Origin of the sequence: Asaccharospora irregularis DSM 2635 (assembly GCF_900129815.1) — a bacterium.
GTDB lineage: Bacteria > Bacillota > Clostridia > Peptostreptococcales > Peptostreptococcaceae > Asaccharospora > Asaccharospora irregularis.
Genome location: NZ_FQWX01000044.1, coordinates 1 through 15,559, shown reverse-complemented (window position 1 = coordinate 15,559; position 15,559 = coordinate 1). Strand labels below are relative to the sequence as shown.

The 15,559-nt window shown below is 28.1% G+C and carries 20 protein-coding genes and 1 pseudogene; all 21 read right to left on the bottom strand.

Translation table 11 applies throughout. The features are described 5' to 3' along the window. Positions 1–224: 224 nt before the first annotated feature. The gene (locus BUB34_RS11660) at positions 225–524 is read right to left on the bottom strand and encodes a hypothetical protein (protein WP_073127501.1); all 300 of its coding nucleotides are present in this window, start codon (positions 522–524) and stop codon (positions 225–227) included. Positions 525–541: 17 nt separating this feature from the next. After that, positions 542–1,516: a hypothetical protein gene (locus BUB34_RS11655; protein ID WP_073127499.1), complete on the bottom strand. Its 975-nt coding sequence runs from the start codon at positions 1,514–1,516 to the stop codon at positions 542–544. Between the two features lie 118 nt (positions 1,517–1,634). After that, positions 1,635–2,096 carry a CDP-glycerol glycerophosphotransferase family protein gene (locus BUB34_RS13815; RefSeq protein WP_278276715.1) on the bottom strand — a complete coding sequence of 154 codons (462 nt, stop codon included), beginning with the start codon at positions 2,094–2,096 and terminating at the stop codon, positions 1,635–1,637. Between the two features lie 46 nt (positions 2,097–2,142). Beyond that, the gene (locus tag BUB34_RS13810; protein ID WP_073127495.1) at positions 2,143–2,385 is read right to left on the bottom strand and encodes a CDP-glycerol glycerophosphotransferase family protein; all 243 of its coding nucleotides are present in this window, start codon (positions 2,383–2,385) and stop codon (positions 2,143–2,145) included. Positions 2,386–2,521: 136 nt separating this feature from the next. Further along, positions 2,522–2,752, bottom strand: coding sequence for a hypothetical protein (locus tag BUB34_RS11640; RefSeq protein WP_073127493.1), 231 nt, complete (start codon positions 2,750–2,752; stop codon positions 2,522–2,524). Between the two features lie 23 nt (positions 2,753–2,775). Next, complete coding sequence (locus BUB34_RS11635; protein WP_073127492.1) at positions 2,776–5,013, bottom strand: glycosyltransferase; 2,238 nt, start codon at positions 5,011–5,013, stop codon at positions 2,776–2,778. Between the two features lie 80 nt (positions 5,014–5,093). After that, positions 5,094–5,945: a flagellin N-terminal helical domain-containing protein gene (locus BUB34_RS11630; RefSeq protein ID WP_073127490.1), complete on the bottom strand. Its 852-nt coding sequence runs from the start codon at positions 5,943–5,945 to the stop codon at positions 5,094–5,096. Between the two features lie 107 nt (positions 5,946–6,052). Next, positions 6,053–6,388, bottom strand: a complete 336-nt coding sequence (locus tag BUB34_RS11625) for a flagellar protein FliT (protein ID WP_073127488.1) — start codon at positions 6,386–6,388, stop codon at positions 6,053–6,055. A 15-nt stretch (positions 6,389–6,403) separates the two neighbouring features. Next, a complete protein-coding gene (gene fliD, locus BUB34_RS11620) occupies positions 6,404–7,906 on the bottom strand; it encodes a flagellar filament capping protein FliD (RefSeq protein ID WP_073127487.1) in 1,503 nt (500 codons plus the stop codon). 12 nt (positions 7,907–7,918) lie between these two features. Further along, positions 7,919–8,302 (bottom strand): flagellar export chaperone FliS, encoded by a 384-nt coding sequence (fliS, locus tag BUB34_RS11615; RefSeq protein ID WP_073127485.1) that lies wholly within the window; start codon positions 8,300–8,302, stop codon positions 7,919–7,921. A gap of 14 nt (positions 8,303–8,316) precedes the next feature. Then, the gene (csrA, locus tag BUB34_RS11610) at positions 8,317–8,529 is read right to left on the bottom strand and encodes a carbon storage regulator CsrA (RefSeq protein ID WP_073127483.1); all 213 of its coding nucleotides are present in this window, start codon (positions 8,527–8,529) and stop codon (positions 8,317–8,319) included. Positions 8,530–8,540: 11 nt separating this feature from the next. After that, complete coding sequence (fliW, locus tag BUB34_RS11605) at positions 8,541–8,912, bottom strand: flagellar assembly protein FliW (protein ID WP_073127481.1); 372 nt, start codon at positions 8,910–8,912, stop codon at positions 8,541–8,543. Positions 8,913–8,925: 13 nt separating this feature from the next. Beyond that, on the bottom strand, positions 8,926–9,909 hold the full coding sequence (gene flgL, locus BUB34_RS11600; protein ID WP_073127479.1) for a flagellar hook-associated protein FlgL: 984 nt from the start codon (positions 9,907–9,909) through the stop codon (positions 8,926–8,928). A 14-nt stretch (positions 9,910–9,923) separates the two neighbouring features. Next, complete coding sequence (gene flgK / locus BUB34_RS11595; RefSeq protein ID WP_073127478.1) at positions 9,924–11,309, bottom strand: flagellar hook-associated protein FlgK; 1,386 nt, start codon at positions 11,307–11,309, stop codon at positions 9,924–9,926. 18 nt (positions 11,310–11,327) lie between these two features. Then, positions 11,328–11,741 carry a flagellar protein FlgN gene (locus BUB34_RS11590; protein WP_073127476.1) on the bottom strand — a complete coding sequence of 138 codons (414 nt, stop codon included), beginning with the start codon at positions 11,739–11,741 and terminating at the stop codon, positions 11,328–11,330. After that, the gene (flgM, locus tag BUB34_RS11585) at positions 11,742–12,008 is read right to left on the bottom strand and encodes a flagellar biosynthesis anti-sigma factor FlgM (protein ID WP_073127474.1); all 267 of its coding nucleotides are present in this window, start codon (positions 12,006–12,008) and stop codon (positions 11,742–11,744) included. A 54-nt stretch (positions 12,009–12,062) separates the two neighbouring features. Then, complete coding sequence (locus BUB34_RS11580) at positions 12,063–12,383, bottom strand: FliM/FliN family flagellar motor switch protein (RefSeq protein WP_073127472.1); 321 nt, start codon at positions 12,381–12,383, stop codon at positions 12,063–12,065. A gap of 12 nt (positions 12,384–12,395) precedes the next feature. Beyond that, positions 12,396–12,818 carry a YaaR family protein gene (locus tag BUB34_RS11575; protein WP_073127470.1) on the bottom strand — a complete coding sequence of 141 codons (423 nt, stop codon included), beginning with the start codon at positions 12,816–12,818 and terminating at the stop codon, positions 12,396–12,398. Between the two features lie 60 nt (positions 12,819–12,878). Next, positions 12,879–14,174, bottom strand: coding sequence for an EAL domain-containing protein (locus BUB34_RS11570; RefSeq protein ID WP_073127468.1), 1,296 nt, complete (start codon positions 14,172–14,174; stop codon positions 12,879–12,881). 236 nt (positions 14,175–14,410) lie between these two features. Beyond that, positions 14,411–15,091, bottom strand: coding sequence for a lytic transglycosylase domain-containing protein (locus tag BUB34_RS11565; RefSeq protein WP_073127466.1), 681 nt, complete (start codon positions 15,089–15,091; stop codon positions 14,411–14,413). A gap of 216 nt (positions 15,092–15,307) precedes the next feature. Then, positions 15,308–15,559 (bottom strand): annotated as a pseudogene (locus tag BUB34_RS13285) (FAD-dependent oxidoreductase); the annotation flags it as partial.

Below are 15,559 nucleotides of genomic sequence, written 5' to 3'. Positions count from 1 at the left end.
GAAAAAATACAAGTAATTTAAAAACAGCATCTATACAGGTAAACTGTATTAGATGCTGCCTTTAAAAATTAAATATTGACTTCATCAACGTTATTTGACAAAGAGCCCTTGAATTTATAAATTTAATCACGATAATAGTCCATTGCTATTAACTTACCCTAAAGTTAATAGCAATGGACTAATTATAAATTAATATTTTATAATTACTACTGTAGTTTATTAATTTAACAGTTTACTCTTTTTTCACATTTCAATATATTGTTAATCATATTTGTAATTTTATTAGCACCGAGTTCACTCATATGGTCGAAATCAATAAAATCTTTTTCTTCAAAACCACCTTCACGTGAAAAATCAATTAGTTTAAATTTTTTATCCTTAAACGTATCTATTATACGGTAAAATTCATTTTCATATTTCTTATCTAAAAATTTATTGTAATATTTAGTGTTAGGAAAAATAACTATTACAATTTCTATACCTTTGGATTCTAAAAAATTTATAAAATCTGCAAATATTCTCATGTAATCATCTGTAGTTTTTACATACTTAGAAGTTTGTTGTGTTGAGATGCTCTAGCCTCTCCTAATCTATACTTGTCATCTTCACTTATATTATCTAAGCTTATTCCAGCTAACATATTGTTTTCTTCTCTGGGCATATTTTCATTAAAATACTTTTTATTGCTCTTATATATTAGTTTATTAAAGTATTTATCTAAGTAGTTTAAATCAAATATATATCTTATTACTTTATTGTCTATATATTGTTTTAACTCTGGTATTTTTATGATATCTACAGTCTCTGAGTTATGTTTATCTTTTAAAATAGGATAGTAAACATTTTTTACCCTATTTATTGCATCTTCATTTTTAGATTTAGACAAATCATGATTTACTAAATAATAACCCCCACCTATAATACATCTTTTTATATTCTCGTTATTATTTATTACTAACTCTGCTAATTTATAAGAGTAATACAAGTCCTGACTAGATAAAGCCATGCTTACTGACTTCAAATCCAGTATAGATGCATCTATACCAGTCAAAGGATATGAGTTCCCTACTACTATACTTTCTACATCCTTAGATTTAGATTCCTCTATTGCATTTGTTAAGTAATTGTAATCGTAGTTACTATAATATATTTTTTCACTTATATTAAAAAGATAATTCATTTCCCCATCATAGTATATAACATCATTAAAATATAACTCAAATTCAAAGTCAGCTTCTACAGTTTCTTCACTCAATATAAGAATATCAATTGTTCTATAGTTTGTCTCAATATCTTTATTTAAATATTCATTAATATCTCTTATAATCATAACTTCACTATTCAATGATTTATGTAATATGTTGTATTTATCTTTTCCATAAAAATATATATTAACTTTTATATCAATAATATCTCTCTTTAACTCCAGCATTGATAATTTTAACTTAGTTATAATATTCTCTAAATTTATTTCTTCATTAACCTTTAAAGTATTAAATTCCTCAATTATATTCACCAATAAATCTGCTAATAATTTAAACCCTTTACTACTTTCATATTTAGAATTATTATATTGTATAAAATAGGCTAGTTTATTTACTATATCTATATCTAAAACTTATCCGATATTTATATTATTTATTAATATTGTCTAAAACACTGTCTATATAATCCCATACCCTTAGAGATGAGTTACCATCCTTATACTTATAGAATACATCTCTTAGTTCTTCTCTTTTTTGTCTATAATAATCCTCTTCTTCAAGTGATTTTAATATTTCAGTTTCTAATACATCCTGAGCTTTTACTTTAGGTCCTGCTGTCCAAAAATCATACGGTTCTAAACTTATACCTCTTTCTTCTCTATATTTTTCTATGTCTGCATTTATAAAAACTATTGGCTTATTCATAAATAGAAAATCCCCATATATGCTCGAATAATCTGTAATCAATAAGTCAGCGCAATTTAATATCTCATATAAATCTAAGCCCGCTTTATCTAAATCATCATTAGATATAAACAGTAGATTTTCTAGTTTTCTAGTTTTTGTTTTAGCAGTGATTGTTCTTTCCTCTGCATGATGTACCTTTGATATACAAATAATGTTATTTTTTCTTAAGAATTCATCGAATTTATCATAGTTAAAGTTTTTTTATCTTTATAGCATCAGAAAATTTCTCTCCACTTATAGCTCCAGAATTCTCATGTATATGAAACGTAGGCATATTGAATATAATTTTCTTATCTTCTAAGTCTTGTCCCAATAATTTTTCTAAGTTCTTTTTACCTTCTGATAAAACTAAAGTATCCGTCCTCGGATTTCCTGTAATCTCATACTTGTCCTCTGGAATAGCTGAAAATGCACTTTGTATTAACATATTCATGTTAGATGCTATGCAAACTTTGTCTATTTGTTAATATTCTGCCGGTGTAAACGAAAAATTCTTATATTTCTTATCCATATTGCCACAGTTTTTTAATGTTACACTGCCATGGCCTACATCTATATTATGTGTAAAATTAGTGAGCTATATTAAAATATGAATCTAAATGGCCTTCTCTTTTATCTATTGATATCTTATAACAATTTATTGCAGCGTTATACTCTCCTACTTTAAAGCATAGCATTCCCCTTAGATTCCAGTAGTCAGCATTTTCTATGTATTCATCTTGATTTTCGATTATAGCAGCATATGCTCCTTCTATATCATTTTTTACTATCAAGTCTTTTATTTTATTAAGTATTTCCAAAGTTCAATCCCCCTAAAATATTATTATTTCTTGCAAATCGAATTTATTCTATTATTTATTTCTAAAATAGTCCCTTCATCTTTACAATTCATTAATACATTTTTATAAAACTTTATCGCGTCTTCTAGTTGCCCAGTTGATTCTTTTAAATACGCTATATTAAAATTAGTATTGTAATTATTAGGGTCTAAGAGTACTGACTTCCTTAATAGTTTTTCAGCAGCAGAAAAATTATTATTTATCATTTCTATAATAGATTTCATATTTAATATTTCTACATCCTCTTCATATATACCCTCATACTCCTCTATCATATTTTTAGCTTCTTGTATATTTCCAGTATTAATACTATTTTCTATAAATTTTTTATAATCTACTTTGAGTTTTTTTAACTCATCACTTTCATCTAGTTCTCTTTTAAGCATATCTATCAATATTTCTATTCCCTGTTTATAATTAGGATTATTTTTAAGTAACGTTCTCATTTTCTTTATGTACTCTAACTTATTATCATTTTTAAGTTTTTGTATTATATTAATACTTATAATAAAAATATCATCTTCCATACTTACAACTTCTAGTAACTCCTCATCGGTGAAATTTTCATTATAAACCTGCTTTATATAATCATAACTATATTTTATGTACATTAAAAACAAGTTTTTATATTTTTCACCTTTTAACCCACCATTTAATAGTAAATACTTAGACAGCGACATATATATGCTAAGTTTCTTTAATTCAAGAGTACTTGGTAAGTCTATAAGGTAATTATATAAATCTATTATACAATCTCTTCTTCTTACAATCAGATAATATAAATAATTATTTACTTGTATATTACTAATACCACTTAACATATCTAATAAGTCAATTTCTTGTTTTAATCCATAGTATATTAAATCACTATAGAACTCTTCTTTCTCACCTAAAAGAATTTCATTATACTCTTTGCATGCAAGTGTTTTACCAAGCCTAACTTGATTTAAAGTACCATAATTCCCATCTATCTTTGATAATACTTTATATATTCGAACTCTGTCTGATTTTTTTACTGCTAAAATCATATCTTCTATTCTTTTTTTAAAATATTTCTTTTCTATATCAGAACTTGAAGTTTTATTGTATATCTCTAGTATTTCTTCTTCTCTATTTAATTTATATAAACTAAAAAATACTACTGAATATACCTTTTTTAGTTTGTCAATTTCATAGTCTTTAGTTTCATTTATAACTTGTTCGTACATTTCTAACTTATAATACAGCTCTATTATTTTTATTTCCACAGTTTCTTTAAATGAAACTGTTTCTGCCATGCAATATACATTATTGGCTTGACTTGATAGTTCATAGTTTTCCATTAAAAATATATATCTTTTATAGTTTTTCAAACTCTCTTCATATCTCCTAAGGTATTCTTGACTGACAGCCAGATAATAATAGATATCTATGTTTTTATCATCTTTTTCTATATAGTTCAAGCATACTTTGCTACACTTATCATAATAACCTAATTCAATGTATAAACTTGCTAAATCACTTTTTACAGGTATATAGTTTAAACCTTTCTTCTTATACATATCATGTGCTTTTTCAATATAACTTAGAGCCTCTTCTTTTTCTCCAAGAGCTGTATAATTTCTTCCTAATTGATAGTATATATATGGATCTTCTGGGCTCTTATTAATTTCTGACATTAATATAGCTTCATTTCTTTTAAGCTTTTTTTGTTTTATCTCCTCATCTGAAAACATATAACCATAGTGATTAAAAGATGCTATATTGTTATATAAAGGATTTCTATATATAGGTTGTTCATGTATAGCCCCTTCATATCTAAAACTATCTTCATTTCTAAATAACCTCGGTACAGATGCCTTGTCATATGTATCGCCATCCTCACACATAATATTTTTAAGCTCTATAGATGCACAATTGTAATTTTTATATAAATTAGAGTTGAAAAATTCTATCATTCTTTCATACGAAATCAATTCTTCATCTGCATCTATTATAAGTATCCAATCTCCACTAGAGTAACTTATAGATAAATTTCTCATATCAGCAAAGTTATCATTCCATTTTGCGAAATATAGATTATCAGTATATCTTTTAGCTATCTCTACGCTTTTATCAGTAGAACCAGTATCTAATATAATAAGTTCGCTATTTATATCATTTATTAAAGGCTTTAGCGCACTTAGTGTTCTATCTAAATGTTCTTCCTCATTTTTCATCATCATCACTATGCTAAGTAACATATTTTTCATTCCCTTCAAACTATTAAATTTAAAAATAAAGAGTAAAGCATAAGCTTTACTCCTCAGTTCTAAATTTAATATTATCTTAATAGTTGAGCTACACTTTCTGGTTGTTGTTTGGCCTGACTAACCATTGCTTGTGATGCTTGATTTAATATGTTTAGTTTAGATAACTTAACCATTTCTTTTGCAACATCTACGTCTCTTATTCTTGACTCTGCTGCTGTTAAGTTTTCAGTTGATGTTACTAAATTTGAAGAAGTGTACTCTAATCTATTTTGCATAGCACCTAGATTAGCTCTTGCAGTGTTTACATCTGTAAGTGCTGTATCTATTAGTGCTTCACTTGCTTGAGCATCACCTGTAGAAGTAACTGTCAATCCGCCAACTGTACTTGCTATCGATGCTAGGTTAGCTATAACTATTTCTCTAGTTTCTTTGTTTGCTCCCGCTTGAACATTTATCGTCATCGTTCCTTCAAATACTGTTGTTGTATTGTCTGTTGATAATGTTGCTTTTCCTTTAAGTAATTCTTTACCATTAAACTTAGTTTCGTCTGCTATTTTTCCTAACTCTTGTCCTAATTGAGTTAACTCTTCCTTGATTTTATCTCTATCTTCTTCAACTAATGTATCATTAGCTCCTTGTACTGTTAACTCTCTCATTCTTTGTAGTATATTTCCTGATTCTTCTAATGCACCTTCTGCTGTTTGTACTAAAGATATACCATCTTGTACGTTTCTTTCAGCTTGTTCCATACCTCTTATTTGAGCTCTCATTTTTTCAGATATAGCAAGTCCTGCTGCATCGTCTCCTGCTTTAGTTATTCTTAATCCTGTAGATAATTTCTCCATAGAATTTCCTGCTAAAGCAGTATTTTTAGTCATTTGGTTTGTTGCTATCATTGCGCTTAAGTTAGTATTTATTCTCATAATATTACCCTCCCTAGTTTTTTAACGACATCCTTGTCTTTTTTATATAAAAATACTTGGCCAAGTATTACTTATATTTATATTTATCGGAATACTTTTTAAAAGCTTTATACTTTTTCATTAAAAATATTTAATTTATTTTTGTTAAAATTTATATATGAGTTATTAGCTTGCTTAGACATTTTATGTTCTCGTATTTCATTTTTAACTTTAATTATATTTTCATTAAGTAAATTATTTATATTGTTGTCTATTTCTAGTATCCCTTGTTTTACTAATATATCCTTAAATCTTTTTTTATTAGACTCCTCATTTAATATTTCTTGATTTAAGATTTCTTGCCTATTATCTAATAATTTTTCTATAGTGTCTAATTCTCCATTTTCTAGTCTAGTGATTAGTTCCAAAGATATTTCCTTATATGCTTTAGTTAATTCTTCCATAATAATCTATCCTATCTAATATTGAGCAAAGTAATTCATCTGAGTATTAAATTTGTTCATACTGGCTTCCAATACTCCAAATTTTTTGTACAATTGATCCTCTTTTTTGTCCATTTTTCTCTGAAGGCTCTTTATAAGGTCTTCTTGTCTTTTTAACTGTTCAGAGTAAAAATTTTTCACAGCTGAAGCTGTTTTTTCAAGACCTGCTTTTTTTGCAAATACAGATGATGATCCTCCAACATATTTTTTTATAGTGCTTTTCATACCTTCAAAAACGCTTGAACTATCTTTGGAGAAAACTTCATACACTTTTTTGCCATCATTTTTTAATGATTCTGTAAATTTTTTTTCATCAAATGATATTTGACCCTTTTTATTGTAATTTTCATGAGGCTTAAATCCCATTTCACTTAAAACCTGTATCTTATCACCAAAAATAGATTTTTGTATATCATCCATAAATTTTCTCATATCGTCATCGTTTCTAAGAATGCCTTTTTTAGCCTTTTCTTCCCACTTTTCTATTTCTTTATCTTCCATATCTTCTTTTTGAGCATCTGTTAAAGGCTTGTAATTTTTATCAGACTTTTGAGTTATAAGGTCATATACCTTGTCCATTATCTTATTATACTCTTCAACAAATGTTTTCATTTTATCTACTACTGGCTTTACATCTTCTTCTGATGTTAGACGGGATTTACCCACAGCATTTATATCGTATCTTATATTGTCTATAGTAAATGAGTTTGATTGTTGATATAAAGTCTTTATTTTTGTCCCATCATTTGATTTTACAATTATTTCTGAATTTTTTCCAGATGTGTATCCAATAGTTGGTAGTTGCGGAGTACCTTCAGTTTCTGTTCCATCCCCGTTTACAGTAATACCTATAAATTTAAAATCGGCAGCATCTCCTGTTTTTTTTGTTTCTATTATAAATTTTCCAGTCATTTCACTATATGATGCCTTTATTTCTCCTGAAGAGCTGTCATTAATCTTTTTTATAATTGTATCGACTGTATCTGTATCTTCTAAAGTTATTGTTTTGCTCTTAGTTTCGTCTCCTAACTCTATTTTAAAAGTGTTTCCTGGTAACCCAAGATTTAATTCACTTAATTTGCTGTTTCTATCATTAATATCATAACTCGCTCTAGCTGGTTGTGCTAAATTAATCACCTCAAAATTATAGTCTATTTTTGCTGCACCAGCATTTCCTGTAGCTGTTACTACATTTGAATCTAAACCGCTAATTGGATCTGAACTTTTAATCTTTAGTGTGTTCCATGAGCTATTACTTACCATAGAGTCAGGTGAAGTTAGTGAAAAATACTTTTCATTTAGTTCATTTACATCTTTTATTACTTGTCTATAAATCTCTTGTTGCCATTTTATAGTTTGTTCTTTTTGTTTTGCCCTGTCTACCTTGCTTTGCTCATTAGTAAGCATTTGTTTTACCATAGTTTCTGTGTCCATACCAGTTGCAAGACCAGGTAATCTTATTCCACTTACACTTGACATAAAACCCGCCTCCTATTTACCAGTTTTTATTTTTTTGTCTACCTCATACCACATATCCCTTACTTCTTCTATTACAGGAAGTATATTGTCTATTATTTGGGTATCCTTTTTTATATTAGCTTGACCTAGTTCATTTTTTATAAATTCATATACCCTGTATAGTTCTTCCATATAATCCCCTGAGTCTTTGTCCATTGTTATCATAAGTTCTAGGAATATATCTTGAACTCTAATTAGTTCATTATGTGCTCTTTCTATATTTTTTTCTTTGATAGCAAGTTTTGCTATCTTTGTATACTTCACAGCCCCATCTAACAACATTAATAATAACTGTTCTTTAGAAGCTGTATTTACTGAATTTTGTTTATATGCATTGTATGGATTCGTTGTATACATAAATCTGACCTCACTTACTTGAATAACTTCAAAATTTCATCTGCTTTTTTTAGAGCATTTGAGTTTTCTTCTTTTACATTTTCGTATACTTCTTTTCTAAGTATAATTTTTTCTTTTGGAGCATCTATTGCAATCTTAACACTTCCATCTTCTATTTTTACTACTTTTATTTCTATGTCATCTCCTATTAATAGAGATTCTCCTTTTTTCCTTGTGATTACTAGCATACTTTCACTCCCTACACCAAAGGTTCTTTTACTTTATACCTATCATCCTGCATTATTAGTTGTTTACCTTTTTTATTTTTTATATTTATAATAATAGGAGCTTTTAAGTTAACTGTACTTTTTTCAAGACTCTTACCCAAAGTTATTATATTGAGTACTAATACATCTTTTGGGTCCTTGATATCTAATTCGCTTATCGTTTCATCATTTAAATCTATTTCATAGTCTTTTTTTATATCAAAAGGAGATATCGCAACAAACCCTATATTCTCGTCCTTTTTAGATGTTATCATCTTAAACTTATCATTTTCTTCAATATTAGTTATTGTAAATTCATGGTAATCTTCAAACCCCGGTATTCCCTTATTAAATAATACTTCCATCTCAACCTCCTGGTTATCTTAAATAGTCAAGTATAGTTGGTTGTATAAGCTTTGAACTTACTTGAATTGACGCCTGATATATCAACTCTGCTGACTTTAATTCTATAAATTTTTCAACATGATCTACATCTTGATCTAATGACAATACGCCTTTCATGTTTAGTATATTTTCATTATTAAATTCTTTTAATTTTTCTGCTGTATTTACCCTCACTCCAAATGTTGTTCTTGTATCAACTGAACGGTTGAAAAATTCATCTAATCCTTCTTTCATATCTCCTAATAACTTTTTCCTGTTTTCCTCAACATCTGTTCCATTTGCTATATTATTCATAGTTTCTGATATACTATTTATTAAATTAATATACTTAGGCTCGGCATTAGGTTTGGCATTAGGCTCGGCATTAGGGTCGGTATCATTACCTTTGCCATCCTTGCTAAATATCTCTTTTGCGGATATATTGTAGTCTATAGATGTACCATCTGATATATCTGCGTTTAAATTATCGTTATTCCCATTTTTTATACTTAACTTAGGAAAATCTTCCGTTAAATCCACTTCCATTGGTGCATCATCCACGTTTGATCCACCAAACATATATCTTCCGCCATGAGTCGTATTGAATATTTCTCCAAGTTCTTTTATTTTCTCGTTTACCTCTGCATGTATAGCCTTAAACTCATTTTCTGAATATGTTCCATTCCCTATTTTTAGTATTGCTTCTTTTACATCACCAAGTATTGTCCCTAGCTCCTCTAACGATGAATCTGTATTATTCATCCACCCTACTGTTTCGTCTATATTGTAATTATATTTTTCTGTGTACTTTATTTCATTATTTAACCTCATTATTTTTACTGCTTTATGAGGATCATCTGATATTCTATTAACTAATTTACTTGTATTTATTTGTTCATTTAATTTATTCATTCTCTGCAAATTTTGTTGATTATCATACATTTGATTTGCCATCATTGAAGAATTAGTTACTCTCATATTAACCTCCTAAATTATCTTTTTAATCCATTTACTACTACGTCTAGTAAAGAATCTATTGTTGATATTACCTTTGCACTTGCGTTATATGCATGCTGAAACTGTATTAAATTTACCATTTCTTCATCTAGAGAAACTCCGGATAAATTTAATCTTGAGTTATTTATATCTTTTAATATTTTACCTTGATTTTTTTCATTTCTTATTACTTCTTGTGTTTCATTTCCTAGCTTTTGAACTATACTGCTGTAAAATTTATCTATCGTTGTTATTTCCCCAGCAATTTCGAATTTTTTCCCTTTTAATCTATACATTTCTTGAGCGGTTTCTGATGTTATAGTTAAATTCTTTGGATCATCTGAAAAATCCTTATTCACCTTCAGTATAGGAGTTTTATCTTTATCAAATACAAATAAGTCTTTATCTGTATCTAATTTTGTATCCGCATTTACATCTCTTCCGTTTATTACATTATTAGCACCCTTGGCAATTCCTTCAGCTAATTCATCTATACTATTTTGATACTCTGCTATTTTATCAATCATATATATAGATCCCTGAAGTTCTCCTGACATATTTTTCGCAGCTTCACCAGATTTCGCAGCTTCACCAGATAATATTGCTTCCTTATATTTTCCATCTATATCCTTATATGTTAATAATATCTCTCCATTATATTTTAGTGAAGCATCTCCAGTTTCCAAAGCCTTTCTTATATCTTCATTATTTATATCCATTTTAAAACTTAAATCATCTATTATTCTGTCCCTTTGGTCTAATAAGTCGTTTGGTGTCTTTTTGCTACCTTCAACTATTTTTATATTTTTATTAAGGCTTTTTAACTCTTTAAACATTCCATTTATTTCTTCTATATCATCTCCAAGCTTTCTTTCAGCTTGTTCTGATAAGTTTATTAATTTCTCTTTTATTTTACTTATATTATTTGCCAAGTATTTACTATTTTGAATTACTATATCCTTAGCTCCGGTATCACTTGGATTCTTTGAAAGTTCTTGCCAGCTTGAGAAAAAGTTGCTCAAAGATGCAGATATAGCAGAATCTGATGGCTCATTAAATATAGTTTCCATAGTTGTATAATGTTCGTACTTAATTCCTATTTCCCCATAATTATGAGATTCACTTCTATACTGAAAATCATAAAATGTATTTCTTATTCTTATAATGTCTGTAGCTTCTGCCCCTGTACCTAATTGACCAGCTCCCATACTACTATTAAATCCAGGGTTACTATATGCGCTCTTTGCACTTTGTTCTACTCTTTGTCTTGAATACCCTGGTGTGTTCATATTATTTATATTGTGTGAAGTTGTTTGTATTGATGCCTGACTTACAGTCATTCCCGTCCTAGCTGAATGTAAGCTCCCTAATAATCCCGACATAATTTTACCTCCTTAAATTTATTTTCCTACTTGTCCACTTGAATTGTATGTTGCTACACCTTTATTAGGTTTTATAAAGTTTATCATTTTCTTAGTGAAGAATAATTTTTGTTTTATAAGTATGTCATTTGCTTCTTTTTGTATTTCTATCATTTTTAATGTACTTTTTATATCTTCATATGCTTCTTTTATACTAGTATCATCACAATTTTCTATTGTTTGTTTCATGCTAGTATCACTTCCCATTATCTTTCTTCTTCTTATTTCTATTCTTGCTAGTTCTTTTGCGGCCTCATCTAAGTCTCTAGCTATCTTGTCTAGTTTTATTAATTCTTTATTTATAACGAGATCATATTGCTCATCCAGTAATTTCAATAAATCTTTTAATTTGTCTTTTTCATCAAATATTATAACTTTTAGTTCTGGATTCAATTATTTTTCTCCCTTCATACTTTCTATTATCTTTTTGGCAAGTTCACCTGAGTCTATGCGATATGTACCATTTTCAATTCTTTTTCTTATGTCACTTACCTTTTGTATATCAATGTCTTCTTTAGATGAACTTACTTTATTTAAGTATTTTCCTAATTCTGATATCTCTATAGTATCAGTTTTTTTCTTTTCTAAAGGTTTTGATTCTGCTTTATTAGACTTGTATACATTATCAACGCTTCTAAACTTCACTGAATTTATATTCATGATACCCTCCTATTATTAAAGTTAATATATTTTCAATATGTTAATTATCTAAATCTAAATATCTTCGTTCATATTCTTTATTTTAGACAATCTTACTGCCAACTTATTGTCCATTATTATACTCTCTCCACTTGCAATCGTCTTCTCATTTACATTTATATCTAGTGTTTCTTCTACATGTTTGTCCAGCTCTATTATATCTCCTACCTTGTAGTTCACAATTCTACCTATTTTTTCTCTTGCATTACCCATAGTTATTGTTATATCTAGTTCAGCCTCAAATATATCAGCTGAGCTATTTAAAGGTTTTTTTTCACCCTCTACTAATTGTTCGAATTGTACCTCGTAAACATCACTTATATTTTCTGGTTCCATGTTATCATCTCCTTATATGTATATATCTAATAAAAGCCCGTTTATCTCATCTATTTTTGAAGCCATATCTATATTTTGTTTTTGTTCATACATAAGCTCTCTTGTCATATTATCTAATTTTTCATTTACCATTTTGACTGTTGTAAAATAGTTTCCATCCCAGAAACTAGTGTTTTTATTTAAACTATATACATAATCTACAACGGATTTTAAGTATCCCTTTATTGCACTCTTGTATTTTATTACATCATTATAGCTTTGTGTTGCTATTAATTTTTCTCCAATTTCCTTGATTTCTTTTATATATAAATCTAATTCGCCTTTTGTCTTAAATCTATTTTCCTGATTGAAGCTTTCACTAAAATCTAATTTAGTCTTATTAGATTTTTTTTCTATACTAATGCCTGTTCCAACTCCTATGCTCCTTACTTTCATGTTCAAACCTCTATATTCCAATTTTATTTTTTTATATAATACGTACATTATTTATATAACTTAAGCTTCCTTAGCTAATTCTAATAATTTTTTAAGTTCCATTGGCCTATAACAGTAATAACCTTGTATAAGATTACATCCCATTTTTTGTAGTTCTTCATACTCAAATTTTTCCTCAACACCCTCAGCTACCACAGTTGTATTTGTTGTATGAACCATATTTATTAAACTTTCTATAAATAAAGGGTTGTTGCCAATATATTTTACTATAGATTTATCTATCTTTATTTCATCTACATCATAATTTTTTATATAATCTATAGAATTGTATCCCTTCCCAAAGTCATCTATCGAAACCCGTATTCCAGTATTCCTTATTTCCTTAAGTATTAATTGGATATCTTTTATTGATTCTATATTTTTACTCTCTGTAATTTCAAGTTGCAGTAATTCTTGTTCAAATCCAACTTCTTCTATTATATCTTTTATTTCATCTAAAAATTCTTCATGCTCTAGTTGATATGGAGATATATTTACCGATAAACTTAACTTTTTATTTAAGTTTTTGTTTAGCTCTTTTATGTCAATACAGGCCTTTTTTAAAATCCATTTCCCCAACTTATATATGTACCCTGAGTGTTCTGCAAAGCCTATTAATTTATCTGGTGTTATATACCCGTAATCTTTACTAAACCATCTTATTAATGCTTCAACACCTTCTATATTACCACTTTTTGCATCTACCTTAGGTTGGTAATAAAGTGTTATCTCATTATTCTCTATTGATTTTTCTATATTCCTTATATTTATGTGAGATTCATACATTTCGTTATATATTTCATATTTATTGCTACCTTTTCTAATTGCATTAAACATAGATAAATCAACTTTATTAACCGCATCCCTCACATCAAAATCATCATCTTTATATGTTATAGATGCGATATTTGCTGATATCTTAACGTTGCTAACACTTGTGCTTACATTTCTTGTAATCCCAAGTATCTTCTCTATAAAATCTTTCACATGTTCTACTTTTGTTTCTTCTATATAAATGCATAAGTTGGTACCTGATATTTTAGTTATTATAGATTCAGGTTTAATCTCTTTTATTTGTTTTAATATATTTGTTATTATTTCATTTCCATATTTAACTCCTAGGTTTAAATTTACAAAGCTAATACCCATAAGTTTGATTTTTATAAATGTCCCATTCTTTTTTCTATTCAAACAATGAAAAAAATACCTTTTTATGTATACACCCTTGAGTTTATCCTTTTCGCTAATCGCAAGTCTTAATTTTTGAATGATACATCTACTCTTAATATCCCAACTTTCATAGTTTCTGTGTTCCATCTTTACTCCCCCGAATCTTTAACTTCATTAAACGACTCCTAGATTAGTCATAACTATTACAAATTACCTATCTTGCCTTTAATCAAATTTTACGGATGTTGGCAGACTACCTTTAATTTTCACTGCAAACTTAAAACCTCAAATTTATATGGTTTTCACACTTAATATTTAAAACAGATGGAATACAACTGTCTCAGTCATTTCCCATCTGCTTTTAAATATATTTATATCTTTTACTATCCTCTGTAATACTTCATAACCTTTGGAACGTATTTTTGAGTTTCCTTAGGCATTTTATAAATATCATTTATAGATTTGACACCTCTTCTAGCCATTCTAGTAGGTCCGCCATTGTATGCCATAAGTGCCATCTCAACATTACCATTGTATTTATCTAAATACTCTTTTATATGTCTTGTGCCACCATCTATATTCTGCTCTATATTAAATGGATCTTTAATGCCTAAATCCCTGCAGTTTTCTGGCATGAGTTGCATAAGGCCCTTTGCTCCTGCAGATGAAACCACCTTAGGATTAAAATTAGATTCAACCTTTATTATTGCTCTTATAAGATTTTCATTTACGCCGTATTTTTTAGATGCTATAGATACAGCACTATCTATTCTTTTATTTACGTCCTTATCTCCTGATGATGGTTCAATTTTGCTCTTATTTAATATAGCTTTTGTCGTATCTAATGTATTACTTATGATGTCTGATTCTTTCCTTTGATTTGAATTATATAAATTTATCTTATTAACATCTGATAAAACCTGAGGTTTATTAGCCATTGCATTTAATAAGCTTATCATTACTATGTTAAATGCATCACTATTTGAGTCACATGTACACTCACTATTTGTAGTACTTAATGGCAGGGTAGATGTGACATTTAATAATTGCATTATGTTATTCATTTATTTACTCCCCCAATATTTTTCTTCTCTTTATAAATACGGATATATTCAAAAATACTTTATATTATATCCTATCTTTATATTAATCGATTACTCAATAGGCATTATGTAGTAGTATATACTACTACATATAATTGCTTATACAAATATTTTAATGTATCAAGGCTTTTTTGTACATAAAAAAAGAGATGACTTCAAGAAATCATCTCTTAAAAATTATCCTATTACTTTTTTATCAAAAAATCCCTCTAGTCCTGCTTTTTTTACTCTCTCTGATATTAAATCTTTATCAGTAGTATAAAATCCAAGTTCATTCATTCTTTCAAAATATAGACTTCCTGCAAATGTGAATCTAAGCTTGTTTCCACCCTCTTGACTCATTTTTTTGTTGGAATATGATATGAAGTCACCTATTAAGATATTGTCTGGTAGTTGTAGTAGATACATTCCTATAGATTTTCTGGCAGC